The sequence below is a fragment of the Embleya scabrispora genome (assembly GCF_002024165.1).
In the GTDB taxonomy this organism is placed as follows: Bacteria; Actinomycetota; Actinomycetes; order Streptomycetales; family Streptomycetaceae; genus Embleya; species Embleya scabrispora_A.
Map to the genome: position 1 here is coordinate 763,026 of NZ_MWQN01000003.1, position 24,294 is coordinate 787,319.

Below are 24,294 nucleotides of genomic sequence, written 5' to 3' on the forward strand. Positions count from 1 at the left end.
GCGACTTCGTCACCAGCGACGTGTCTCGGGGGAGGCGAATCTCTCCATCTTCGCGCGACCGATTATCCGCCGGCGTGCGGCCGTCGGCCCGGGAAAAGCGCATATCACGACCGAAACGATGAAATCGGCGCCCGCAAAAGATTCCCGACCGAAAAGTGGAGAGATTCCCCGGCGCCCGACCACGTACCGGACAAGTCGACACCGGTACACCCCGAAGGGCGGCCATCATGCGCGACCATGCGCACTCCTTCCTCGTGGCACGGCAACTCGTCGTGGTCCTCGGACCGTTCGTCATCCTCCTGATCGCCCTGCGGGTCCACTACCTGCGCCGGTGGGGCATCCGCACGAACGGCACCGCCGTATCCACCTTCCGCGAGCGCCGCACCCGGCGCGGCAGCGACCCCGACCGCATCCGCGACGACGTCTACTTCGTGGACATGACCGTCGTCGAGTACACCGCCCACAACGGCATTCCGTACCGCTGCACGGTCGAGGGCCGCCACCGCGCGGGCTCACCGGTCGCCCTGGTCTACCCGCCGCGCAGCCCGCACCGCGCGAAGGCCGCGGCGGCGGCCTCCTACGGCCGGGTGGTCGTCGCGATCGTGACCTACACGATCCTGGTGGTCGGCCTCTCCTACATCGCACACCGGGTCGACGACCAGGTCGACGATTTCTGCACACCCCTGACCCCGGCGGCCCGTACCTTCCACGACTGCCCGTAGCGGCCGCCCCTCGCCACCGGCGAGGTCACGTCGCGGCGGCGGCCGCTCGGGCCGCGGTGGTGATCGTGGCCAGGTCCTCGTCGGTGGTGATGTACGGCGGCATCGTGTAGATCAGGTTGCGGAACGGGCGTAGCCAGACGCCGTGTTCCGTCGCCGCCTCGGTGGCGGTCGGCAGGTCGATCTCGTGGTCGAGTTCGATCACGCCGATCGCGCCGAGGACACGAACGTCGCGAACGCCGGGGATGGTTCGGGCCGGGGCCAGGCCGGTGGTGAGGGCGGTCTCGATCCGGGCGACGTCGCTACGCCGATCCTGGGCCAGGAGCAGGTCCAGGGAGGCGTTCGCGACCGCCGCGGCCAGGGGGTTGGCCATGAAGGTGGGGCCGTGGGCGAGTACGGGCGATTCGCCGGTGCCGATCCCGGCCGCCACCTCCTCCGTGCACAACGTCGCGGCCATGCTCAGGTATCCGCCGGTCAGGGCCTTGCCGAGGCACATGACATCGGGACTGATCCCCGCGTGGTCGGCGGCGAACAGTTCGCCGGTGCGGCCGAAGCCGGTGGCGATCTCGTCGAACACCAGCAACACGTCGTGGATGGTGCACAGTTCGCGCAAGGCCCGCAGGTAGCGCGGGGAGTGGAAGCGCATCCCCCCGGCGTTCTGCACGATCGGCTCGACGATCACGGCCGCCACCTCGTCCCGGTGGCGGGTCAACAGCGCGTCCAGGTGGTCGACGTACGCGGGGTCGAAGTCGCGCGGCGGGGCGTCGGCGAAGACCTGTTCGGCCAGCGCTCCCTGCCACATGTGGTGCATCCCGCCCTCGGGGTCGCACACCGACATCGGATGCCACGTGTCGCCGTGGTAGCCGCCGCGCCAGGTGAGCAGGCGCCGCTTGCCGCCGCGACCCCGGGCCCGCCAGTACTGGAGGCACATCTTCATCGCGACCTCGACCGAGATGGAGCCGGAGTCGGCGAGGAAGACGTGCCGCAGCGGTTCCGGGGTGATCTCCACCAGGGTGTGGGCGAGGCGGATCGCCGGCTCGTGGGTGAGGCCGCCGAACATCACGTGACTCATCCGCCCCACCTGGTCGAGGATCGCCGCGTCCAGCACGGGATGGCGGTAACCGTGCACGGCCGCCCACCACGAGGACATGCCGTCGATCAACTCCTCGACGTCCCCGATCGGTTCGGCCAGGCGCAGCCGTACCCCCTCGGCCGATTCGATCAGGAGCGGCCGCATCGTGCCGGGCATGGCGGCGTACGGGTGCCAGACGTGCTCCCGGTCCAGGTCGAGCAGTTCGCCGGGGGTGCGGTCCCGGCGGCCGGTACGCACGCGGCCCGGCCACCCGTCGAGCGGCGCCGGGGAGCGCCTTTCGGCCGTCATGTGTTGGCCGGCAGGTCGCTGCCCGCGCCGCGCCGCCGGATCGCGACCAGGTCGTGCCGGGCGTCGGGCAGGGTCCGTTCGTCGACGCCCTCGATGACGAAACCCGCGTCGGTGAGCATCTGCCGGTCGTCCGTACCCGGTTGGCCCTCGCTGGTCAGGTAGTCGCCCAGGAACATCGAGTTGGCCAGGTGCAGTGCGAGCGGCTGGAGGCCGCGCAGGTGGATCTCCCGGCCGCCCGCGAGACGGACCTCGACGTCGGGGAAGAAGAACCGGAACAGCGCCAGGATGCGCAGGCAACGCTCCGGCGTCAGCTCCCAGTTGCCCGCGAGCGGGGTGCCCTCGAACGGGATGAGGAAGTTGACCGGCACCGAGTCCGGGTCCAACTCCCGCAGTGCGACGGCCAGATCGACGATGTCCTCGTCCGACTCGCCCATCCCGAAGATCGCCCCGGAGCACGGCGACAGGCCCGCGGCGCCGGCGCGACGGAGGGTGTCGGTACGGTCGGTGAAGGTGTGCGTCGAGCAGATGTCGGCGTAGCGCGCCTCGCTCGTGTTGAGGTTGTGGCTGTACGCGTGCGCCCCGGCGGCGGCCAGTCGCTCGGCCTGACCGTCGGAGAGCAACCCGAGGCAGACACAGATCTCCGCCTCGGGGCTGCCCTCCTTGACCGCGGCGATCGTGTCCTCGATCCGGGTGATGTCGCGTGCACCCGGGCCGCGTCCGCTGGCCACCAGGCAGATCCGCTTGGCGCCGGCCCGTACGGCCTGATCGGCGGTCCGCGCGGCCTCCTCGGGCGAGATCCACGAATACTTCAGGATCTCCGCCGAAGACCCGAGCCGCTGCGAGCAATAGGAGCAGTCCTCCGGGCACAGCCCGCTTTTCATATTGATGATCGTATTCAGCTTCACTCGCCGACCGAAGAAGTGCCGCCGCACGCGCCCGGCCGCCGCGACGATGTCCAGCGTCTCCTCCGCCCCCGCCAATACGGCCAACGCCTCGTCGCGAGAGGGCGTTTCGCGCCGCAGCGCCTTGTCCACGAGTCCATCGAGCATTGTCGTCATGGCTCGCAGTCTCACCGGGTGTGATCACACGCAACAATGAAGCAACCCCACAACATCACCCCCCTGAACTCTGTCCCCGGCCACCCCACCACCCCTCACCCGGCCTGGAAACATGAATCGATCGGGGCGAGGTCGCCGCCGGGACGGGTGCGCGTAACCCGCCCGGGGGTGCGGGCGTTAGGGAAGGTGCGGCCTTTGCCCACGGCTGCGTGGGGTGTCCTCGGCCTGTACGTATGTGCGCACGCATCGGGAGTCTTCAGTGGTGCTTCGTGGTCTCGCCGTGTCCGCCCTGGTCCTTGCCGTAGGGCCGTGCCTGGCTCCCGCCGCCCTGGCCGACTCGGCGCCCGGCGCGACCGGCGCCTCCGGGATGGGGGACCGGCTGACCGTCACCGTCACGGACGTTCCCGGCGGGGCGGGGGTGTACACGCTGGAGTGCCACCCCGCCGGCGGCGGCCATCCCGCGCCCCGGCAGGCGTGCGACAGGTTGGACTCCGTGACGATGTCGGGCAGGGACCCGTTCGCGCCCGTGCCGCAGGGCGCGCTGTGCACGATGATCCACGGCGGACCCGCCGCCGCGCACATCACCGGCGTATGGGCGGGCCACCCGGTGGACGCCGCGTTCGACCGGACCAACGGTTGTGAGATCACCCGGTGGGACGACCTCGTCCCGGTCCTGCCGAGGGTGGGCGGCTGAGGCGGACACCGCTTCTCCCCGACACGCCCCCGATCGACGACGAGCACCGGCCCCGTGCGTACCGTCGGCGGAGCGATTCGCGCATCACCGTTGACCCGGTATCGGGGAGCCGGGATAAGGTCCCGTCCAAGATCACGAAATTTGATCAACACGGGGGGATCCGCCATGGGCAACGCCGAAGACGGCAGGCACGAGGGCTTCTCGGCCGACGAACGCGCCGCGATGAAGGACCACGCCAAGGAGCTGAAGGCGGCGTCGCGGCGTGCGTCCAAGGCCGAGAAGGCGGCCGAGGCGGAGCGGGAACTGCTCGCGAAGATCGCCGAGATGCAGGACGCCGACCGCGTCCTGGCCGAGCGTGTGCACGCCGTCGTCACCGCCAACGCGCCGACCCTGGAGCCGAAGCTCTGGTACGGCATGCCGTCCTACGCGATCGACGGCAAGGTCGTCTGCTTCTTCCAGAGCGCGGAGAAGTTCAAGGCCCGCTACGCGACACTCGGGTTCAGCGACCTGGCCAAGCTCGACGACGGCCCGATGTGGGCGGCCGGTTTCGCCCTGACCGAGGTAACCCCCGAGGTCGAGGCGCGCATCGCGGAACTCGTCAGGCGGGCGGTCGGCTGAGCCCGGGCCCGGGTGACGCACCGGGCCCGCCTCACGCGCGTACATCGGCGGCCGACACCCGGTCGACCGGAGGCACGGGGCGCCCCGACGGGCCTCCGGCGAAGGAGTCCGGCCGCCGCGCCACAGGGACGCCCGCCCCCGCGCTCAGCCCCCGGTCCCGCGACCGCCCGTACCCGCGACCGGGATCGGCGTACCCGCCTCCCGGACCAGCGTGACCGTGTCGATCTGCGCGCCCGTCGCACTGAGCGTACGGATCGTCATCGTGGTCTCCCGCCCGGCGGCGGCCGGCCGCACGTCGACGGCGATGAAGGCGTTGCCGCGAAACCGCACCCGCGACCACTCGACGGTCTCGTCGAGCTTGCCGGCCTTCGTGTAGTAGCCGCCCTTGACCGCGTCGGTGACATCGGCCGGGCCGCCCGCGTACGTCTCCGGAGCGGAGAACTCGTAGCCGCTCTTCCCACCGCTGCCCACGGTCAGGTAGGTGGTGCCGTCGGTGGCCGGCCGGATCCGGTCGCCGATGTCGGCCCGCCGGGTGCGTACGCCGCCGCGCATCGGGTCGGCCCGCTCGTAGACGTGGTTGTGCCCGTTGATCACCAGGTCGACCTGGTAACGATCGAACAGCGGGATCCACTCCTCGCGGATCGCGCCGTCCGAGACGTGGTCGGTCGCCGTGCAGTAGGCGCAGTGATGGAAGAAGGCCACCACGAAGTCGATCCCGGGCGTACGCCGCACCTGGGCCAGATGGCCGGCCAGCCACGCCGTCTGCGCTCCGGCGGTGTAGCCGCGGTTGTGCGGGATCTCGTGCGAGACGTCGTTGGCGTCGAGGCTGACCACCGCCACGTTGCCATAGCGGAAGCCGTACGTGGCATGCGAGTTGCGCGGCCCGTTGCCCGGCAGGTGCCAGCGGGCCAGGTGGCCGCCGTAGCCGTCCGGCGAATACAGCGCCTCCATGTCGTGGTTGCCCATCGCCACCATCCACGGCACCGACGCGGCGACGGGGTCGATCATCCGCAGGTATTCGTCCCACATCTCGGGTTGGAGCTTGTCCGCGCCTTCGGCGCTGTGGTGGCTGGACGGCAGTCCGGCGCCCGAGGCGGCGTAGGCGATGTCCCCCGCGAGCAGGTGGAACGCCGGGTTCTGACGAAGCATCAGGGTCTGGTTGGCGGCGCCGCCGAACTCCACGCCCTCGTCGCCGAACGCGGTGAACGTGAAGGGTTCCGGGACGCCGTCGACCGCCGGCGCGGTGCGAAACGAGCCGACGGTGGCGGCGACGGACGCGGCGTCCAGCCCCTCGTGGCCGAGCGCGTAGTAGTAGCGCGTGCCCGGATCGAGGCCGTCCAGGGCGGCGTGCAGGTGGTACTGGTCGTAGTCGAAGTAGGCCGAGGCGGGGTTGTCGGCGTATTCGATCAGGTGTGAGTGCAGGTGCCGGATCTCGGCGGGCACCACCTGGTCCAGCTGCTTCGGGGACGTGCCCAGGCGCAGGTACGGCCGGCGCACCGGCTGCGGCACCTGCCAGCTCATCGCCGCCTGGCCGCGCGGATCGGCGCCGAACGCGAGATGCCGGGCGGCGGGCTTGAGCGCGTTCCCGTCGATGTAGTCCGTGCCCGAGAGCAGCGACGGCGCGCGGCGCGGGCCGGCCGACGAGGTGGCGCCGAAGAGCGGAACGGCCGCGCCGCCGAGGCCGATCGCGGTGAGTACGCCGCGACGGGAGACGGTGCGGCGGCGGGCGCGCAGGTATTCGTGTTGCTCGGCGATGCTCATCGTCGCGGCGAGCCGGTCGGGCACGCCGGAACGGGGCAGGTGGGGGTTGCGGTCGGGGACGGGGGTCATCGGGCGCTCCTGGAACGTGCGGCGAACAGCAGGACGAGGCCGGCGCCGAGCGCGGCGGTGCCGAGGAGGACGGGGAGGACGATGTCGGCGCCGGTGCGGGAGAGGCTGCCGCCGGTGCCGGTCGCGCTCTCGGGGACGGTGGGGGAGCCGCCGGAGCCGCCGCTGTTCGAGCCCGGGCCGGCACCGCCGGACCCGGTGGGCGTCGAGGTGTCGGTCGGCCCACCCGAGGGCTCACCGGTCGACGGCGCGCTCGTGGGCGGCGTGCTCGTGGGCGGCGTGCTCGTCGGCGGCGCACTCGTGGGCGGCGTGCTCGTCGGCGGCGTGCTCGTCGGCGGCGTGCTCGTCGGCGGCGCCGTGGTCGGTGGTCCGCTCGTAGGCGGCGTCGTAGGTCGCTCCCGGCCGAGTGCCCAGCACCCGCCGACCGGCCTGAGCGCGGCCTGCTTCGCGCCGTCCCCACCGCGGTGGTCGGCGCCCAGCGCCACCAGGCTCCACCCGTTCGGCACGACCGCCGCGACCTGCCCGGGCCGGGTGCCCACCACGTGCGCGGCGGGCCCCGCCGGCCACGGCTGCCCCCAGACCGGCCCGGCGCCGGTGGCCACCTCGTGCCGCGCACCGCTCTCGTCGGCGAAGGTGAACACCGCCGACGCGATCGCCGGCGCCCGCACCCCGCCGTCGCCCAGCGCCGCCGTGAACACGGCCCGGTCCGCCGGGACCCGCCACTGCGCCGCCGTCACGCAGGACTCGGGAAGGTCGCCCGCCTTGACCGCCGACCCCGCCCACGAGGCGTGCCGGACCGGCCCCTCGTCGGTGGGACTCGGCGGCGCACCCGTCGCGGTCGTGGGAGGACCGGAACTGCCGGCGCCCGGGCGCGGGAAACTCCCGGCGCTGCCCTCCCCGTGGTCGCCGACCACGAGCACCCCCTTGACGGGCGTCGCCCCGACCGGCACGGCGAAGGCGAGCGAGGTACCGTCGGCCGCCACCCGCAGCGCGTCACCGGTGATCCGCTCGGGCGAACCGTCCACGTACACGCCGATCCCGCCCGCGTCCAGGCCGCTCCCGGTCACCGTGACCGTGTCCCCCGGTCCGGCTCCCGGCGGGCCGAACCCGCTCACGGTGGTCGTCGGCACCGCCGGGCGCCGGAACACCGCGGCCGGGTCGCCCGCGGTCACCTCGGCGATCCGGGTATCCACGTACCGCTCGTTGCCGTCGATGCGCAGTTGCAGGGTGTCCCGCGCGTCGATGCCGACCCGCCACCGCATGTCGATGGTGACACCCAGTCCGGCCCGCGCGGAGTCGGCCGTGGTGGAGGCGAGATCGGCGATCATCACCGTCCAGGTGGCGTCCAGGAAGCCGGTGCCGTCGCCGAGCATGGCCCGGTACATCGCCGGATCGCCCTTGTACAGGCTCTTCATGGCCAGGCCGTCGTCGTCCGTGCGGAAGTGCAGCGTACGGCTGAGCAATCCGCCGGGAATGCGCCCACCGGGTAGGTCCACCCGCTCCTCACGCGTCGACCCGGGGAAGAACGTGAGGCCGGTGACCTCGGTCGCCGCACGCGGAGCGTCATCGGCGCCGGCGCCGGCGGGCCCGGCGTCGGCCGCGGCGCTCGGAGCACCCACCTCCGCGTGCACCTTGTCGATGCGCACCAGCGACGTCACACCGACCACCTGGTCCAGTTCGCGGAACTGGTTGAGCGGGTGGTCGAATCCGCGCACGTCCGACGTGGCCTTCAGGCTCTGCGCGGTGCGCGAGACGTTCAGCGCCGCCGACGTGATGGCGGCCGTACGTTTGCCCAACGGCGTGCCGGCGGGCACCGATCGATCCGCCGAGGCGCCACCGTCCGCGCCGGCCGCGGGCACCGTCAGCCAGTCGGCCGCCCGCGAACGGGTGTCGCCGAAACTCTCGTCGGGCCCGGAGGCCAGTTCGGCGTAGCTGCCGGACCGGGTGACCAATCCCGGCGTCATGGCGCGTTGTTCGCCGGTCAGGTAGTCGGCCCGCGCACCGCGCACCGGCGGTGACTCCGCGGCCGAGGACATCATCGGAAAGAGCAGAACCAGGAGACCCAGCACGATCAGACCGACCGCGACCCGTCGCAGCCGAAGGGCGCCGATCATGAACAGGGGACGACTACGCGTTGTACCCATGTGGAGGTGATGACCCGTCACTCACCCCGACACCGGCGGCCACCCGCGGGAAGACCATGGGGAGCGTGCATGGGATCGGGAAGCCGAAAGGAGCGAAGCCGACGCCTTCCGACCACGGCACGTCGACAACGATCGTGAGTATGCAGGGCGGCCCGGTCGCAAACCCGACGAAACCGACACCTTCGATGGGAATTACCCCACGGTTCCGCCGACATGACTCCGAGATTCACCAACCTCCCCGAGTCTTCGCCCTCCACCACCGACGCCACTACGCGGCGTAGCAACGGTCGGCGGTAGGGTCCCGTCCGGGGAAGGGTGATCACGTGGAACCACCGCGAGTCCTGGTCTTGGAAGCCGCTCCGGGCGAGCTGCTCGCCCGGGAACTGGAACGCCTGCTCGACCACGGGCTGAGCATCACGCTGAACCTGCGCCGGGTGGTCGACCCGGTGGGGACGCGGGCCGCCTGGGCCGGGCGGATGCGGTTCACCGATTTCGACGCCTTCGACGAGTCGGCGCTGATCGCCGAAACCGTCCGGGACGGGATCGGCCATCACGCGATCAAGTCCCGCGCGGGTGTCCCGCTACGCGCCGCGTTCCTCGCGGCGGCGACCGACCCCGCCCTGACCCACCGGCTGCGGGTGATCGGCCGCGCCGGAGCCGGCACCGACCACGTGGACCTCACCGCCGCCGCCCGGCACGGCGTCACCGTCACCCACACCCCGGGCTCCAACGCGAACGCCGTCGCCGAATTCGCCCTCGCCCAACTGCTCGCCCTGACCCGAGACCTCCCGGCCCACAACGCGGCCGCACACCGGGGTCGTTGGAGCACACCACCCGCCCCCGCAGCGGAGCTGTCGGACCTGACCCTGGGAATTCTCGGCCTGGGCCGCATCGGTCGGGCACTGGCGACCCGGGCGGCCGCCCTGGGCATGCGCGTCCAGTCCTACACCCGACGCCCGACCGAATCCCCCATACCGACCACGAGTTCCCTGCACGCCCTCTTGGCCACCAGTGACGTGGTCTCCGTGCACCTCCCGCTCACCCACGGAACCCGAGGACTGATCGGCCGAACCGAACTCGCCTCCATGCGACCGGGATCGATCCTCCTCAACACCGCCAGAGGCGGCATCGTCGACGAACAGGCCCTGGCCGACGCGCTCACCACCCCGACACACCCCCTGGCGGCAGCGGCCGTCGACACCTTCGAACACGAACACGCCCGCTTCGCCTCACCCCTCTTCGGCCTCCCCAACGCCCTGCTCACCCCCCACATCGCCGGCATGACGGGATCCGCCATGACCACGGCGGCCCTGCGCTGCGCGGACCACATCGCCGCCCTGCTCACCGGCCGCCCCGACGCCGTCCCCGTGGCCACCCCGTGAACCCGTGACCGATCGACCGGGCCCCCGGCCGGACAGGGTCATCCGCAGGACCTCGATCCACCAGTCGAGCGTGCGCTCGCGCGCGCTCGCGTCGAGGCCGACGCTGCGCCGGAAGTCGTCGCCGAACAGGGGCTCCATCGCGACGGCCTGATGCAGGCCGGCCATCGTCAGCCGGATCGCCTCGTGCGTCGGCGGCGTTCGACCGTCGGCCGCGCACCGCTCCCGCGCCTGTGCGTACAGGCGTTCCACCACCTCGTCGAGCAGCCCGCTGCCGGTATCCCGCCGGCCGGAACGGTGCAGCGCGAGCGCCAGTTCGGCGTAACCGTCGGCGTACAGCGCGGCCAGCGCGCGCACCAACTCGGCGGGATCGGCCGGGCCGTCGCTCCACGCGTCCAGCACGGCGCGCGACTCGGCCTTGAGCCTGGCCCCGCCGAAGCGCAGCAGCGACTCCAGGAGTCGGTCCCGCGTGCCGAAGTGGTGGTTGACCGCGGCGTCCGTCATCCCGATCTCGGCGGCGACGGCGCGCACCTGCACGGCGGCCGGGCCACCCGCGGTGAGCAGCCTGCTCGCCGCCTCCAGGATCATCCGCCGGGCGTCATCGGGATTGCGTCGCACTCGGGTGGCCATACCCGCAGCCTACCTTGACCCATCAAGGTAGACGGCTTACCTTGAGTCCTCAAGGTAGTGCGGAAGACGGGAAGGACGGAGGCGCCGTGCCCGGACGATCCACGATCGCGACGATGACCGAGTTGGCGACGGCCCTGGGTGTGCCGATCCACGATCCGACCCCGCCCCGCGAGTTCCACCACTCCCGTGCGGGCTGCCGGTTGCACGGATTCGACTGGGGCGGCACCGGAACTCCCGTGGTCCTGCTGCACGGCGGCGGATTGACCGCCCGCACCTGGGATTTCGTCTGTCTCGGCCTGCGCGGCGCCGTCCGGCCGATCACACCGGATCTGCGCGGCCACGGCGACAGCGGCTGGTCCGACGACTACCGCATCGACACCATGGCGGCCGACGTCGTCGCCGCGGCCGACCATCTCGGCCTCGATCGATTCGCGCTGGTCGGCATGTCCCTCGGCGGCGTGGTCGCGGCCCACGTCGCCGATGCGCGGCCCGACCGGGTGGAACGCCTGGCACTCGTCGACGTCGCACCGGGCGTGAACTTCGAAAGCACCCGGCGGGTACGGGCGTTCATGGCCGGACTGGGCCCCGTACCGGAACTGGGCACGGTGGTCGAAGCCGCGATGCGGGTCAATCCGCGCGCCTACCGCCCGAGTGTCGCCTACCGGATGAGCACCCTGTTCCACCGGGCGCCCGACGGCAATTGGGTACCGAAGGGCGATCCGCGTCCGCCGGACTTCCCCGCCATCCTCGCGGCCATGGATCGAATGGCCGCCCGGCTGACCAAAGTTCCGGTCCTGCTCGTGCGCGGTGGCCGCAGCAGGGTGCTCCCCCAGAGCACCGCCGAACACCTGGTCGAGCACGTCCCGGACGGGCGACTGGCGGTCGTCCCGAACGCCGGGCACAACGTCCAGGAGGACAACCCGGCCGCATTGGTCACCACGCTGCGTACGTTCCTGACCCACCCCTCGTGACGTTCGTCCTAGGATGGACGGGTCGTCCATGAGCGCGCCGTGGGTGCGGCTCGACGGAGGTGACCGAGGGCCGTGAAGCACATCGCCTTGGGGTTTCTGATCGCCCTGGTCGTATTCGTCCTCCTCGCGGGACTCGCCTGGCTTCTGGTGTCCGCCCAGGACAAGGACCGCGACAAGTGCCACGCGGGGACCGACGAGAAGGGTGTGCGCACGGAGTGCATCGTCGTGGTCGGGTAGCGAAGCGCCTACTGGTCGCCGGCCGTGTCCGGCTTCGACGAATTGCGCGAACGAGCGCTCTTCGCGCGAGCGGCGGAACCGTTCGCGGAAGCGGAACCCGAACGGGAAGCCGACCCTGAGCCGGAACCGGCCCTGCCCTTCGAAGTGGCGCCCCCGGTCCCACCTTTCGGCTCCTCGGCGTCCCGGGCGGCGTCGACCTTGAGTGCCTTGGCGGCGTCCTGAACGGCCCGGCCCTTCAGCTCCCGCGCATTCTCGGCAGCCTCGCCCGTGAGCCCCTTCGCATCCCGAACGGCCTTGCCCGTGAGCTCCTTCGCGTCCCGGGCGACCTCGCCCGCGAACTCCTTCGCGTCCTGCCCGGCCTCGTCGGCCCGGCCGCGAACGCGGTCGACCACCTCGTGCCCCCGCGCCGCCAGCCCCTGGTAGGTCTCACGGGCGTCCTTGGCCACCGCCTCGAACTTCTCGCCGAGCCGATCCCGGACGTCCGCGGCGGAGTCGGCGACGCGTTCCCGGACGGGCTTGCGGTGCGCCGGCTTGGCGCCCCGCAACTCGGCGATCCTCGCGGGCACTTCGCGGATCTTCGCGACCGCCAGGTCACCGGCTCCGACGAACGCGTACAACGGGGTGGTATCGGTCGGAGTCCTTTTGCTGTCCGTGTCGTTCGCCATGACCGTCTCGCCTCCCGGATCGAGGTACTCATCCTCGACCCACTGCCCTTCCCTGCCCCGCCGATGCCATGCGCGCCCGGGACACATCCGGAACCTGTTTCTCTCCCGCCCACCGCTCTCCCCGCTCGCATGCCGCCCCGGCGAGGGGGTAGCAGCCCCGGCGTGGCAGACGAGCGCACGAACCCACCGCCCCCGCCCGCCGAAACCACCGCCGGCACCGGCCCCGCCGGCACCGCGGGTGACACCGACGAGGACGCCGGAACCCGGTTGACCGTATGGGTCGCACTCGTCGCCAACGTCGTCATCGCGATCGCCAAGGCCGTCGTCGGCGTACTCGCCGGGGCACCCGCGCTGCTGTCCGAGGCCGCGCACTCGGTCGCGGACACCCTCAACGAGGGATTCCTGCTCGCCTCCCTGTCCCGCAGTCGCCGCGCGCCGGACGCCGAACACCCCTTCGGCTACGGCAAGGACCGCTACTTCTGGTCCCTGCTCGCCGCCGTCGGGATCTTCGTGACCGGCGGCTGCTTCTCCGTCTTCCAGGGCTTCGAGGCGCTGCGCGAACACGGCGAGCCGAAGACCGGCGCCTACGTCGCGGGCCTGGCCGTACTGGGCCTGGCCCTGATCGCCGAGGGCGGGTCGCTGCTGCGCGCCGTCGTACAACTGCGCGGCCAGGCACGCGCGGCCGGCGTGTCCGTACTGCGCCACGCCCGCGAGACGCCCGACCCGACCCTGCGCACGGTTCTGGCCGAGGACGGCAGCGCGGTACTCGGCGTCCTGCTCGCGGCGGGCGGCCTCGGGCTGCACATGGCCACCGGCGACGCCGTCTGGGAGGCGGCGGCGTCCTGGGCGATCGGCCTGCTGCTGGTATTCGTCGCATACCGCCTCGGCCGGGCGGCCCGGGACCAACTGATCGGCGAGGCGGTCGACGTCGAGCTGCAACGGCGGATCCTGGCCCGACTCGCCGAACAGCCCGAGATCGACGTGGTCACCCAGGTCCTGACCATGCGCATGGGCCGCCACTCCACCCTCCTCGCCGCCCGCATCGATCTCGTCGACGGCCTCGACAGCACCGAGGTCGAGGACATGTCCGAACGCCTCAAGCACACGATCCGCGAGTCCTGGCCGACCGTCGACCAGATCTTCCTCGACATCACCCGCGCCGGAACCGACGCCCGCCAAGCCGCCCACCGCTACCACCAGTCCCTTCACCGGACCACCCCCGGCCCCGCCGACCCGCCGACCGAGAACGACCCGCCCGCCTAGGCCCCGCGCTCGTCGGCCGACGTCAGTGGCGGGGCGATGTCCTCCAGCGAGCGGCGTTCCGCGTTCACCGCGAGGAACCCGGCCACCACGCCCGCCGCGACCATCAGGCCCGCGCCGATGCAGAACGCCAGTACGGTGTCGCCCACATCGCCCGACTTGGTGAGGTCGGAGAACACCAGCGGTCCGGCGATCCCGCCCGCCGCCGTGCCGACCGCGTAGAACAGCGCGATGGCGGAGGCGCGCGCCTCCATCGGGAAGATCTCCGAGACGGTCAGATACGCACTGCTCGCACCGGTCGAGGCCAGGAACAACACCACGCACCAACAGGCCGTGAGCGTGGAAGCGTTCAGATGCCCGGCACCGAACAGCCAGGCCGTGCCGAAGAGCGCGAGGCCACTGCCGACGTACGTCGACGTGATCATCACCCGCCGCCCGAGCGAGTCGAACAGGGGCCCGAGCAGCAGCGGCCCGAGCAGGTTGCCGACCGCGATGACCGCGAAGTAGTACCCGGTCCGACCACTCGGCACGTCGTAGAACGTCTCCAGAATGGACGCGAAGCCGAAGGTGATGGCGTTGTAGAGGAACGCCTGCCCGATGAACAGCGACAACCCCAGCACCGAACGCCGAGGATAATCCCGCACCACCGCCCGGGCGATCGTGCCGAGCCCGGCGGACTTGCTCTCGTCGATGGTCACTTCGCCTTCGGGGGCGGGCAACTCCCGGCGCTCGCCGGTGCCGTGCGCACCCTCCGCGACCAACTTCTCCTCGACCCCCGAGACCAGCCGCTCGGCCTCCTCACCGCGGCCGTGCAGATACAACCACCGCGGGGATTCGGGGACGTGCCGGCGCACCAGCAGAATCACCAGCCCCAGCACCACGCCCAGCGCGAAGGTCAACCGCCAGCCGATGTCGGCCGGGAACAGCCCGGTGTTCAACATCGGCACGGACAACAACGCCCCACCGGCCGCGCCGGCCCAGTAGGTGCCGTTCACCGCGAGATCGACCCGGCCCCGGTAGCGAGCCGGCATCAACTCGTCGATCGCGGAGTTGATCGCCGCGTACTCCCCGCCGATGCCCAGTCCGGTGACGAACCGGAACAGGAAGAACATCCACGCCTCGACGGACAGCGCGGTCAGCGCGGTGCCGGCCAGATAGACGGCGAGGGTGACCATGAACAACTTCCGGCGCCCGAAGCGGTCGGTGAGCCACGCGAAGAACAGGGCACCGACACAGGCTCCCGCGACGTACAACGCGGCGCCCGGGCCGGTCACCTGCGCCGCGGTGATGTCGAGGCCGCTGTCGGGTTCGGACAACCTGCCCGCGACGTTGCCGACCACGGTGACCTCGAGGCCGTCGAGGATCCACACCGTGCCGAGGCCGATCAGGATGCGCCAGTGCCACGTCGACCACGGCAATCGATCCAGACGGGCCGGCACGTCCGTGGTGAACGTCGTGGACTTCCTCGGTCGGGTACTCGGTCTCGATGCTTCGGACACGGTGCGTCCCCTCCTGCTCGGGGTGGGTTCGGGCAGCGTCGAACGGCTCCGACAGGGCCATGCGCCCGGGAGTTCGTATGTCGTCGGATGTCGTCGGAATCCGTCGTCGCCGGCGAACCGGTGGCTACCCCGAATTCCCGTCCCGACACGATCGGGCAAGGTTGTGGTCGGACCATCCGGGTACCCGCTCCCGTCAGGTAGGACCGACCGCATCCTCGCCCGGAAGGCACCCGTGACCGACAAGCCACAGTCCCCCGCGCGACACCGTGCCACCGTCCGGGCCCTGCTCGCCGAAGCCGGCACGACCTACGCCGAGGAAGCCGACGTGCGGCTCGCGGACAAGCCCGCGCCGCTGTGGCGATTGCTGGTCCTGAGCAATCTCGGCGCCACCCGGATCAAGGCCTCGATCGCCGTCGCCGCCGCCCGCGAACTCTTCGCGGCCGGCGGCGGCACACCCACCGGCCTGGCCGAACTCACCTGGCAACAACGCGTCGACGCGCTCGGCCGCGCCCACTACGTCCGCTACGACGAGGGCACCGCCACCCGGCTGGGCGACTGCGCCGACCTGATCCACCGCCGCTACGCCGGAGACCTGCGCCGGCTCGCGCGCGACGCCGACGAACGGCCCGAACGGGTCCGGGAACTGCTCTGCGCGTTCCCCGGCATCGGGCCGACCGGCGCGGGGATGTTCTGCCGGGAGGCCCAGGCCGTCTGGCCGTTCCTGCGCCCGACCCTGGACGATCGGGCCCTGCACGGCGCCGCCCGGCTCGACCTGCCCACCACCGCCGAGGCCCTCGCCGCCCTGGTCGCCGCCGACGACCTGGCCCGACTCGCCGCCGCACTGGTCCGCGTCGACCTGGACAGGCACCTGGCCGACCGCATCACCACCTCGAGTCCACCATCCGAGTGAACCCGCGCACCCACACGGACGTGTCATCGACCACGACCCGGGTAGCCGCCCCACAGGAAGACACGGAGCACGTTACGCCCCACCGCAGGAAGCGAGACGACAACCATGGGCAGCCGCCACGAATCCCGCGCCGGAACCAAAGCCCGCATCGTGACCCCGACCCCCGACGCCGTCAAGGACCGCGCGGCCGGCCACGGCGCCGCCCCCGGGCGTCGCGCCAAACGGGGCGTACCCGCACTCGGCGCGGCGGCCGGAGTCGCCCTCCTGCTCTGGAAGCGCACCAGGTCCCGCCGGCACGGCCGGTAGCCCCGAGCCCGCGGCGGGCGCCCGTCGTACGCACGCACACCGAAGGAGGCCGGAATGTCGACGGAATCGGTGCTGCGCCTACGCATCGCGGCGATCGTGCTGATCGCCGTCGTCATCCTGCTGGTGGTGTTGACCACCCGATGGCTGGCCAGACGCCACAGCGGCCATCGCAGGCACTGACCCGCGACCTACGTTCGCACCCGAGGCACGCCCCGGCCGCCGTGTACGTGGGCCCGCGTGCCCTGGAGGTCGAACAGGACCAAGAGCTCCACCGCCCCGCCGTCCGCGCTGCCCAGCCAGTGCGGCAGCGAGGTGTCGAACTCGACGGCGTTGTCCGCCGGCACCGTGACGTCCCGCTCGCCGACCACCAGGCGCAACGTGCCGCCGAGCACGTACAGCCACTCGAACCCCTCGTGGGTCTGCAACGTCGGTTCGAGCGGTTCCGGCCGCGCGGGGATGATCATCTTGAAGGCCTGTGTGCCGCCCGGCCGTCGCGACAGCGGTACGAACGTCATTCCGAACCGCCGGATCGGCTTCAGGTGGATGCGCGGATCGCCGGCGCGCGGGGCGCCCACCAGATCGTCCAGCGGGACGTCGTAGGCATCCGACAGGAGCAGCAGCAGTTCGAGGGTCGCCCGGCGCCGACCGCTCTCCAGTCGGGACAGGGTGCTCTCGGACACCCCGGTGGTGGCGGAGAGATCGGCGAGGGTGATGCCACGCGCCTGCCGCAGCGCCCGCAGCCGCGGTCCGACCGCGTCGAGCACGTCTTCCAGTGCAGAGTCCATGGGACCAGCTTGCCGAAACGGCAAGGAAGCGCGCCACCCGGTGGGGTGTCGGCCGAAACTGGCCGCACCGACACCGAGGGGAAGGAACCCCATGGACCACTCCGACGCCGCGCCACACCGGGACGACACGGCGGCACACCCCACCGAAGCGCACCCGTCCGGGAAGGATGCCGCACGCTACTGGGACTCGATCCACGCCCGGCGCCCCGCGCCCACCGACCCGCGACCGAACCCCCGCCTCGTCGAGACGGTCACCCCACTGCCCCCGGGCGACGCACTGGACCTCGGATGCGGCGGCGGGGGCGACGCCCTGTGGCTCGCGGACCGCGGCTGGCAGGTCACCGCCCTCGACGTCTCGGCCGTGGCCACTTCCCGGCTCGCCCGGCAGGCCCGCGCCCGCGGCCTGGCCGATCGCATCACCGCCACGGCGCAGGACATCCGCGCCGCGCTGCCCGACCTGCGCTTCGACCTGGTCAACGCGCACTACTTCCACACCCCGTACGCGCAGGACCGCACGGCCGTCCTGCGCTCCGCCGCCGACCTGCTGCGCCCGGGCGGACGACTGCTGGTGGTCGACCACGGTTCGACGGCGCCGTGGTCGTGGAACCAGGACCCGGACGTGCGGTATCCGACGCCCCGGGAGGTCGTGGAACCGCTGCGCCTGTCCCCCACGCGGTGGCGGGTCGAACGCGCGGACACGCCGCACCGGATCGCGGCCGGCCCCGACGGCCGCACCGCCGAGGTGATCGACCACGTCCTGCTCGTCCGCCGCATCACGTGACACCGCCCCCGCCGAATCGACCCCCTCGCACCACGAGCCCCCACCCCGCACCAGGAGAACCCCGTGCCCACCCGCCGCCGTGACACCCCGCCGCCCCGCACCGCGAACACCGAAGTCGACGTCCTGCGCGGATTCCTCGACTACCTGCGCACCTCGATCGCCGCGAAGGTCGACGGGGCCCCGGAACCCGCGGTCCGTACCGCGGCGGTGCCCTCGGGTACGAACCTGCTCGGCCTGCTCACCCACCTGACCGCCGTCGAGGGCGCGATGTTCCTGGGCGAGAAGGTCACCGACTGGCAGGCGACGTTCCGACCCGCCGCCGAGGACGGGGTGACCGATGTCGTCGCCCGCTACCGGGAGACCGTCGACCGGGCGAACACGGTCCTCGACACGTGCGCCGATCCCGGTGCCCCGCTCCCCCGGCCGGGCCGCCCCGGCGCGGCGCCGAGCGTGCGCTGGGCGCTCACCCACATGATCGAGGAGACCGGTCGCCACGCCGGCCACGCGGACATCCTCCGCGAACTCGTCGACGGCACCACCGGTCGCTGATCCCGCCGCCGGACCCCGCTACGAGACCGTCGGGGCCGCCGATCCGGGACGGAAAGTCATCGCCGCTCACCAGATGTAACGCACATCACGTCCGCAGTCACCGCTCGATGTCGTTCGGTGGCTCACAGTCGTGCAAGTATGTGTCATGTGAGATGTGCAATGTCACACCTCATAAGCGATGAACGTTCGTTCCGGGCTTCACAAAACGGAGGTACTCCCATGAAGAAGGTCATCACCACCGCGGCGGCCATATGCGTGACGGGCCTGAGCGTCCTCGCCACGGCGCCGGTCGCGTCCGCCGACGATGCGCAGCCGACCACGCCGACGTCGGTCACCTGTGGCACCTACGGCCTGCAATCGGGCCTGTCGACCAAGGTGTGCGCCGAGGTCACCGGTGGCAATGTCCAGCTCTTCGGCCAGGTCGGGCTCGCCGGTCCCCCGTCCCCGGGCGGCCCGTACCCTCGGCCGCTCCCGGTGACGTTGCGCCTGACCGGCAACGTGTCCGGCGTGTCCCTCGGCGCGGTCGGCCGCAACGAGGTCTTCGACTTCACCACGATCAAGGTCTACGGCGTCGGCGGCGCGATCACGTGCGGCTCGACCATCCACGGCAGCTTCGAGGTGGAGTCCTACCAGTGGCCCGCCCGCCCGGTGACCCTCGACCTGCCCGCCCCCTGCTGACCTCGCATCGCGCAACGGCGGTCCCCGGAAGGCGAGTTCCCGGGGACCGTCGAACCGCCTACTTGGATTCGACGCGGCCGATGGGGTTCGGGCCGGACGCCAGGGCGTCGCACGCGGATTGCCACGCGGGGTCGTCGGGGTGGAGCGCGGTGCGCAGGTAGGCGCAGGTAAGGAGTTGGACCGTGCTCACGCGCTCGGGGTTCTCGTCCGTGGTTTCGGCGACGTCGTAGCCGGAGATTCCGCCGAGTCCGTGTTCGGCGTCGAACAGGGTGAGCAGGGACTTGGGGCCCGGCGCGAGAACGTACGGGTCGGTGTGCCACTCGGGGCCGGCGACCGTCAGATGGGCGGAGGCGTCCTTGTCACCGGCGACCACGAGGGTGGGCGTGGTCATCCGGGAGAAGTCCGGTGTCGCGAGGAAGGGGAAGTGCTCGGCCATGGGCGCCGTGAGGGCGGCGCCGCCTCGGCCGGGCGCGGCGAGCAGTACGCCCGCCTTGATCCGCGGGTCGGCTGGGCGCACCTCGTTCCCGTCGTCCGGATCGATGAGCCGGGCACCCAGCAACAGGCTCGCGGTGTGGCCGCCCATCGAGTGTCCGGCGACGGCGACCCGGCTCGGGTCCAGGCGCCCGCCGAGTTGCGGCACGGCGGCCTCGATCACGTCGAGCGCGTCGAGGATGCGGGTCATGTCCTCGACGCGCGATCGCCAGTACATGGGTGCCCCGGGGGTGTCGGGGGCGAGTTTCAGCGTCGTCGAACTCAGATGGGTGGGCTGGACGACCGCGAAGCCGTGGCTCGCCCAGAAGTCCACGAGGGGCGCGTAACCGTCCAGCGAGGAGAGGTGGTTCGAGTGCCCCTGCCCGTGTGAGAGCAGGAGGATCGGCAGTTCGCCGCCGGTCACGGGCGCGGTGACGCGCACCTGGAGGTCCACGACACGGCCGGGCGTGGGGATCACCACTGGACGGACGGACAGCACGGGGGCGGGTGGGCCGAGAAGGTCGGCGATTCGGGGTGGCGTGGTCATGGGGCGCATTCCCTCGGAAAGAAGCGGAGCATCGTTCCGTTTAATATACGGAACCTGGTTCCGTTTCGTCAATTCCCCGCCGACCCCGGTACGCGGCCACCCTGACCCGGGTGGCGCAGCGGGGGGTGCAGTACCGCTGCGGGGTACGGCGGCCGGTGTCGATGAAGAAGTGGTCGCAGTCGGGCGCGGCGCACCGCCCCCAGGCACAGCGACCGCGCTCGCCGAGCCACAGTCCGAGAGCCAGGGCACAGGTGGCCAGGAGCCAGTGGGCGGGGTCGGCACCCCGGGGCGCCTTCGCGTGCATCGACCAGGGGCGCCCGGGGAGGCGGACCAGACAGGGCTGCGCGGGGTATTCGTCGAGGAGGCCGTTGATCGCCTCGGCCGCCCGATCCTCGTCGTCCGTCTCCAGGATGCGGATCAACCGCGCGGCGGCCACGCGCAGTTGCCGGGCGTCGTCCCCGGAAAGCGTGAACGGTGGGCCGCCGTGGTGCGCCAGGAGGGCCTGGAGGGCCGGCGCGCCGACCTCGGGGTCGCCCTGGACGGTGTTCGCCAGGTCGGCGATGAAGTAGAGGCCGCGGGGATTGTCCGCACCGAAGTCCTCGGGCATGCGCTTCGTCCTTTCCGACGCTCCGTCGCGGGGTTTCCCTCCCGGGCGACCATGCCATGGTAACGTCTAAATATTCTTCCGAGCGTTACGATGGTGATGATCGCCCACTCCACCGCTCGCCACTCGCCCCCGGGGAGAGCCATGCACGCACCACCATCGACGACTCCCGTCCTCATCGTGGGCGGCGGACCGATCGGCCTGACGCTGTCGATCCTGCTGTCCCGATACGGCGTGGACCACCTGCTGGTCGAAGCGCGTCCGGGCACCTCCCGCCACCCCAAGGCCCGTGGCATCGCGGCCCGTTCGATGGAGATCCTGCGACGCTGCGGGCTCGAGGACGCGGTGCGCGACGCGGGTCTCCCGGCCGCACAGGTCTTCTTCTACCGGGGTCGGAACCTGGTCGATCCGGATTTCGTCCGCACCGGCGTCGCCCACGACGCGTCCTGCGGAGATGAGCACACCCCCGCACCCGGGGTGATCTGCTCCCAGGACGCGCTGGAACCGGTGTTGCTGCGCCGGGCCCGCGAATGGGCACCCGACCGCATCCGATTCGGCATGCGCCTGCTGTCGTTCACCGGGGCCGAGGCCGAGGCAGGAGACGAACGCACGTCCGAAACCGGGGCCGGGGCCGGCCTCGACGTCCTCCTCGAAGACCGGGACACCGGCCGCCGGCACACCGTGCGCGCCGCGTGGCTCGTCGGTTGCGACGGGGCCGCCGGTACGGTCCGCCCCCGCGCGGGCATCGCCATGGACGGTCCCACCGGCCTCGCCCACTACCTCAGCATCCGCTTCGAGGCGCCGCTCGGCGCCGTCGTGGCCGACCGGGCCAGTGCCGCCTACTTCCTGGCCCCGCCCGCACTCGGCGGCTTCATGGCCGTGGACAACGACCGCAACTGGATCTACCAGTACCCCTTCGACCCCGAGCACCCGCGCGCGAGCGAAGACCTCGACGACCCGCACCGGCTCGCGGCCCTCGTCCGCACCGCCGCCGGCATCCCCGACCTCGACGTGACCGTCCGCGACACCCTGTCCTGGCGGATGGACGCCCGACTCGCGGCCGGCTACCGCAGTGGGCGCGTGCTCCTGGCCGGCGACGCGGCCCATGTCGTCCCGCCCACCGGCGGACACGGGATGAATACCGGGATCGGCGACGCGGACAACCTCGCCTGGAAGCTCGCCGCCGTCGTGGCCGGGCGCGCCGACCCGGCCCTCCTGGACAGCTACGACGCCGAACGCCGCCCGGTCGCCCGCCGCGTGATCGACGTATCCGACGGCAACGCCCGCTCCCGGACCGGCTACCGCATCGACGACGAACTCCTGCTCACCGCCGCCTACCGCTCCACCGCCGTCGCCCCCGACCCCGATCTCCCGGCCCCACCGCCCCTGGACGTCACCGGCTACCACCCGAGCGGCGCCCCCGGACACCGCGCCCCGCACGTCCGCCTCGTCGGCCCGCCCGAAGTCGCCTCCACCCTCGACCTCGTCGGCCCGGACTTCACCCTGATCACCGCCGCCGACACCCCCGCCTGGCACCGACAGGCCGACGCCGCCGCGGCGGTCGGGATCCCCGTCACCGTCCACCCGCTCGACGGCGTCCGCCTGCGCGAGGAACACCCGGGCGCCTTCCGGCGGTTGTACGGCCTGCCCGCGAGCGGCGCCGCCCTGGTCCGCCCCGACGGGCACATCGCCTGGCGCGCCGCCGCGCCACCGGCGAACCCCGAACTGCGCGAGGTGCTGCGGCGCGTCCTCATCGGGGGCGGATGAACCCACCGAATCGTTACCGCGCCCCCGTGGACCGCGCCGCGTCGTCCCCGACCGATCCGCCCGACTGCGGCCCCATCAGCCGCAGTTGCAGCGTCATCGCGAACCGCGCCGCCGGGTCCTGAAGGTCGACCCGACCCACCTTGGCCATGCGACGCATGCGGTAGCGGAACGTGTTCGGGTGCACGAACATGCTCGCCGACGCGGAGGTCACGTCGCCGAAGGCGTCCAGCCAGGCCCGCAGCGTCTCGACCAGGTTCGACTGGTGCTTGGCGTCGTAGGCGACCAATCGGGCCAGCGGGCCCACCAGTTCGTCGCCGTTGACGGCGGCGAGGTCGCGCATCTCCAGCAGCAGCGCGTCGATGTGCACGTCGGCGATCGAGGCGACCCGCAGCTTCACCTCACCGCTCGACAACACCCGCAGCGCACGGTCGGCGTTTCGACGCGAGCGGCGCAGCGCGGTGGGCTCCTCCGCGATCGATCCGACGCCGACCAGCGCCTTGACCCGATCGCCGGTGCGTTCCAGGAAGTTGTCGGCGATCTGTACGGCACGCTCGCGCGCGGCGACCGGATCGCCCGGCGCGGGCAGCACGGCGTAGGCCACATCGCCCAGGAGCGCGACGGCCGAACGGGGTTGCACGGCGTGGAGGTGCACCGCGAAGGCCGACGTCAACCGTTGTCGCTCGGCGGTGAGTCGGGTGTCGTCCTCGGCCCCGTCCGGGACCACGCCCAGCGCGAGCACCACCGTCGGCTCGTGCACCAGCCCCAGGCGGGCCAGCGCGTCGGTCGCGCCGGCGCCGCCCTCCAGAACGGTGGTGACCAGGTCGGCGCGCAGCCGGTGCTCGGCGTCGGTGCCGGCCCGATGGCGCAGCAGGTGCAGGGCCACGAGTTGGGCGGCGTCCCGGAACGCGGCGGTGCGCTCCGGGCTGAGCGGTTCGCGGACCGCGGCCCACACCGAGCCGAGGATCTCGTCGCCCGCCCGGACCACGACCGCCGTGCGCCAGAGCGCGGGTTCGTCCGGGTCGTCGACGGCCGGGGCGATGAGCAGCGGCTCCCCGGTGCGGTACAGCTCCTTGAACACGCCCCGGCTCTCGAAGACGCGCAGGTACTTCTCCGGGACGCGGCGGGCGAGGATGGTCTCCACGCGCGACGGGTCGGCCTCGTCCTGTCGGCCGGAGAAGGCGAGGATGTGCGAGCGGCGGTCCTCGATGGTGATCGGCGCGTCGAGCAGCGTGGCCACGGCGTTGGCGAGGGCGAACAGGTCCCCCGAGGGCACCCCGCCCAGGGTCTGCCCGCCGGCGTCGCCGAAGTCGCCTTCGGTGAGCAACGTGCGGAGCATGGCCGCGAGCTGGGCCCAAGAAGCGCCCCGGGTCAGTGCCAGCACGGCGATGCCCGTCTCGGCTGCGACGCGCGCGACCTCGTCGTCGGGCTCGACGGGTCCGCGCACGATCAGGGCGGCGACGCCGTGCACCCGGGGTGTGCCCAGGAGCCGGGCGATCTCGACGGGTCCGTGCACGGCCGGTCCCAGCACCACGGCGTGCCGGGGGTAGGCCGGTTCGTCGTACGGGTCGTGAATGACCACCCCGCCGATCTCCTCCACGGTGTCCGCGTCGCCGTGGACGAGATCGAGGAAGGTACGGCCGAAATCCTCGACCACGCGGGCAAGGCTTCGGCGGTGGTGGTTCGTCACGTGGGTGTCACCTCGGTGCGGCAAAACGATACGGTCCCCCGATGTCGTACCCGACGATCACCGTCCAGGGGAAGATCACCGGGGGGTCGAACCGCGCGGAACGCCGGGCGGGGCCCGGCACGAGCCG

General features: G+C 72.1%; 24 protein-coding genes and 1 pseudogene. 14 read left to right on the top strand and 11 right to left on the bottom strand.

The genetic code is table 11. The features are described 5' to 3' along the window. Positions 1 to 227: 227 nt before the first annotated feature. Positions 228 to 722 carry a hypothetical protein gene (locus tag B4N89_RS38915; RefSeq protein ID WP_078981258.1) on the top strand — a complete coding sequence of 165 codons (495 nt, stop codon included), beginning with the start codon at positions 228 to 230 and terminating at the stop codon, positions 720 to 722. Positions 723 to 747: 25 nt separating this feature from the next. On the opposite strand, the gene B4N89_RS38920 is transcribed toward B4N89_RS38915, so the two are convergent. Together B4N89_RS38920 and bioB are read right to left on the bottom strand one after the other, a co-directional pair. Beyond that, on the bottom strand, positions 748 to 2,013 hold the full coding sequence (locus tag B4N89_RS38920) for an adenosylmethionine--8-amino-7-oxononanoate transaminase (protein WP_414646466.1): 1,266 nt from the start codon (positions 2,011 to 2,013) through the stop codon (positions 748 to 750). 83 nt (positions 2,014 to 2,096) lie between these two features. Continuing rightward, positions 2,097 to 3,158 (bottom strand): biotin synthase BioB, encoded by a 1,062-nt coding sequence (gene bioB / locus B4N89_RS38925; RefSeq protein WP_078981260.1) that lies wholly within the window; start codon positions 3,156 to 3,158, stop codon positions 2,097 to 2,099. Between the two features lie 259 nt (positions 3,159 to 3,417). Between bioB and B4N89_RS38930 the strand changes: the two genes are divergently transcribed. Together B4N89_RS38930 and B4N89_RS38935 are read left to right on the top strand one after the other, a co-directional pair. Continuing rightward, a complete protein-coding gene (locus tag B4N89_RS38930; RefSeq protein ID WP_235619216.1) occupies positions 3,418 to 3,852 on the top strand; it encodes an SSI family serine proteinase inhibitor in 435 nt (144 codons plus the stop codon). A 165-nt stretch (positions 3,853 to 4,017) separates the two neighbouring features. Continuing rightward, a complete protein-coding gene (locus B4N89_RS38935; RefSeq protein WP_078981261.1) occupies positions 4,018 to 4,470 on the top strand; it encodes an iron chaperone in 453 nt (150 codons plus the stop codon). Positions 4,471 to 4,614: 144 nt separating this feature from the next. On the opposite strand, the gene B4N89_RS38940 is transcribed toward B4N89_RS38935, so the two are convergent. Together B4N89_RS38940 and B4N89_RS50945 are read right to left on the bottom strand one after the other, a co-directional pair. Beyond that, positions 4,615 to 6,300 carry a purple acid phosphatase family protein gene (locus B4N89_RS38940; RefSeq protein ID WP_078981262.1) on the bottom strand — a complete coding sequence of 562 codons (1,686 nt, stop codon included), beginning with the start codon at positions 6,298 to 6,300 and terminating at the stop codon, positions 4,615 to 4,617. Next, a complete protein-coding gene (locus B4N89_RS50945) occupies positions 6,297 to 8,441 on the bottom strand; it encodes a hypothetical protein (protein ID WP_201261116.1) in 2,145 nt (714 codons plus the stop codon). Before B4N89_RS50945 ends, B4N89_RS38940 begins: the two co-directional genes overlap by 4 nt. 323 nt (positions 8,442 to 8,764) lie before the next feature. Here B4N89_RS50945 and B4N89_RS38950 point away from each other — a divergent pair, with 323 nt between their 5' ends. Further along, positions 8,765 to 9,823, top strand: a complete 1,059-nt coding sequence (locus B4N89_RS38950; protein WP_078981264.1) for an NAD(P)-dependent oxidoreductase — start codon at positions 8,765 to 8,767, stop codon at positions 9,821 to 9,823. Positions 9,824 to 10,279: 456 nt separating this feature from the next. Here B4N89_RS38950 and B4N89_RS52820 read toward each other — a convergent pair. Continuing rightward, a pseudogene (locus B4N89_RS52820) lies at positions 10,280 to 10,450 on the bottom strand (TetR family transcriptional regulator); the annotation flags it as partial. An 86-nt stretch (positions 10,451 to 10,536) separates the two neighbouring features. On the opposite strand from B4N89_RS52820, the gene B4N89_RS38960 reads away from it, so the two are divergent. Both B4N89_RS38960 and B4N89_RS50270 read left to right on the top strand, forming a co-directional pair. Continuing rightward, positions 10,537 to 11,421 (top strand): alpha/beta fold hydrolase, encoded by an 885-nt coding sequence (locus B4N89_RS38960; RefSeq protein WP_143658238.1) that lies wholly within the window; start codon positions 10,537 to 10,539, stop codon positions 11,419 to 11,421. Between the two features lie 72 nt (positions 11,422 to 11,493). Next, a complete protein-coding gene (locus B4N89_RS50270) occupies positions 11,494 to 11,658 on the top strand; it encodes a hypothetical protein (RefSeq protein WP_161500963.1) in 165 nt (54 codons plus the stop codon). 8 nt (positions 11,659 to 11,666) lie between these two features. Here B4N89_RS50270 and B4N89_RS38965 read toward each other — a convergent pair whose 3' ends face one another. After that, entirely contained in the window at positions 11,667 to 12,323 is a 657-nt protein-coding gene (locus B4N89_RS38965) for a hypothetical protein (protein WP_078981266.1), read from the bottom strand. A gap of 129 nt (positions 12,324 to 12,452) precedes the next feature. Here B4N89_RS38965 and B4N89_RS38970 point away from each other — a divergent pair, with 129 nt between their 5' ends. Next, on the top strand, positions 12,453 to 13,586 hold the full coding sequence (locus B4N89_RS38970; protein WP_078981267.1) for a cation diffusion facilitator family transporter: 1,134 nt from the start codon (positions 12,453 to 12,455) through the stop codon (positions 13,584 to 13,586). Here B4N89_RS38970 and B4N89_RS38975 read toward each other — a convergent pair. Further along, positions 13,583 to 15,082, bottom strand: coding sequence for an MFS transporter (locus B4N89_RS38975; RefSeq protein ID WP_235619217.1), 1,500 nt, complete (start codon positions 15,080 to 15,082; stop codon positions 13,583 to 13,585). The two genes, B4N89_RS38970 and B4N89_RS38975, sit on opposite strands and share 4 nt — an antisense overlap. Positions 15,083 to 15,314: 232 nt before the next feature. Here B4N89_RS38975 and B4N89_RS38980 point away from each other — a divergent pair, with 232 nt between their 5' ends. The 3 genes from B4N89_RS38980 (at position 15,315) to B4N89_RS52825 (ending at position 16,478) form a co-directional block, all read left to right on the top strand. Then, a complete protein-coding gene (locus B4N89_RS38980) occupies positions 15,315 to 15,992 on the top strand; it encodes an endonuclease (RefSeq protein WP_078981269.1) in 678 nt (225 codons plus the stop codon). A gap of 150 nt (positions 15,993 to 16,142) precedes the next feature. Next, positions 16,143 to 16,298, top strand: a complete 156-nt coding sequence (locus tag B4N89_RS50275; RefSeq protein WP_161500964.1) for a hypothetical protein — start codon at positions 16,143 to 16,145, stop codon at positions 16,296 to 16,298. Positions 16,299 to 16,352: 54 nt separating this feature from the next. Next, positions 16,353 to 16,478, top strand: a complete 126-nt coding sequence (locus tag B4N89_RS52825; protein ID WP_268812577.1) for a hypothetical protein — start codon at positions 16,353 to 16,355, stop codon at positions 16,476 to 16,478. Positions 16,479 to 16,486: 8 nt separating this feature from the next. On the opposite strand, the gene B4N89_RS38990 is transcribed toward B4N89_RS52825, so the two are convergent. Continuing rightward, positions 16,487 to 17,083 carry a helix-turn-helix domain-containing protein gene (locus B4N89_RS38990; RefSeq protein ID WP_078981271.1) on the bottom strand — a complete coding sequence of 199 codons (597 nt, stop codon included), beginning with the start codon at positions 17,081 to 17,083 and terminating at the stop codon, positions 16,487 to 16,489. A gap of 91 nt (positions 17,084 to 17,174) precedes the next feature. On the opposite strand from B4N89_RS38990, the gene B4N89_RS38995 reads away from it, so the two are divergent. From B4N89_RS38995 to B4N89_RS39005, 3 genes are all read left to right on the top strand, one after another. Then, positions 17,175 to 17,864 carry a class I SAM-dependent methyltransferase gene (locus B4N89_RS38995; protein ID WP_078981272.1) on the top strand — a complete coding sequence of 230 codons (690 nt, stop codon included), beginning with the start codon at positions 17,175 to 17,177 and terminating at the stop codon, positions 17,862 to 17,864. A 63-nt stretch (positions 17,865 to 17,927) separates the two neighbouring features. Next, positions 17,928 to 18,413 carry a DinB family protein gene (locus B4N89_RS39000; protein WP_078981273.1) on the top strand — a complete coding sequence of 162 codons (486 nt, stop codon included), beginning with the start codon at positions 17,928 to 17,930 and terminating at the stop codon, positions 18,411 to 18,413. A gap of 219 nt (positions 18,414 to 18,632) precedes the next feature. Then, positions 18,633 to 19,091, top strand: a complete 459-nt coding sequence (locus B4N89_RS39005) for a hypothetical protein (protein ID WP_078981274.1) — start codon at positions 18,633 to 18,635, stop codon at positions 19,089 to 19,091. A gap of 58 nt (positions 19,092 to 19,149) precedes the next feature. Here B4N89_RS39005 and B4N89_RS39010 read toward each other — a convergent pair whose 3' ends face one another. Continuing rightward, complete coding sequence (locus tag B4N89_RS39010; protein ID WP_078981275.1) at positions 19,150 to 20,109, bottom strand: alpha/beta hydrolase family protein; 960 nt, start codon at positions 20,107 to 20,109, stop codon at positions 19,150 to 19,152. Positions 20,110 to 20,149: 40 nt separating this feature from the next. Beyond that, complete coding sequence (locus B4N89_RS39015; RefSeq protein ID WP_078981276.1) at positions 20,150 to 20,716, bottom strand: CGNR zinc finger domain-containing protein; 567 nt, start codon at positions 20,714 to 20,716, stop codon at positions 20,150 to 20,152. Between the two features lie 141 nt (positions 20,717 to 20,857). On the opposite strand from B4N89_RS39015, the gene B4N89_RS39020 reads away from it, so the two are divergent. Then, a complete protein-coding gene (locus B4N89_RS39020) occupies positions 20,858 to 22,480 on the top strand; it encodes an FAD-dependent monooxygenase (protein WP_161500965.1) in 1,623 nt (540 codons plus the stop codon). Between the two features lie 13 nt (positions 22,481 to 22,493). On the opposite strand, the gene B4N89_RS39025 is transcribed toward B4N89_RS39020, so the two are convergent. Further along, positions 22,494 to 24,167 carry a PucR family transcriptional regulator gene (locus B4N89_RS39025; protein WP_078981278.1) on the bottom strand — a complete coding sequence of 558 codons (1,674 nt, stop codon included), beginning with the start codon at positions 24,165 to 24,167 and terminating at the stop codon, positions 22,494 to 22,496. Between the last annotated feature and the right edge of the window lie 127 nt (positions 24,168 to 24,294).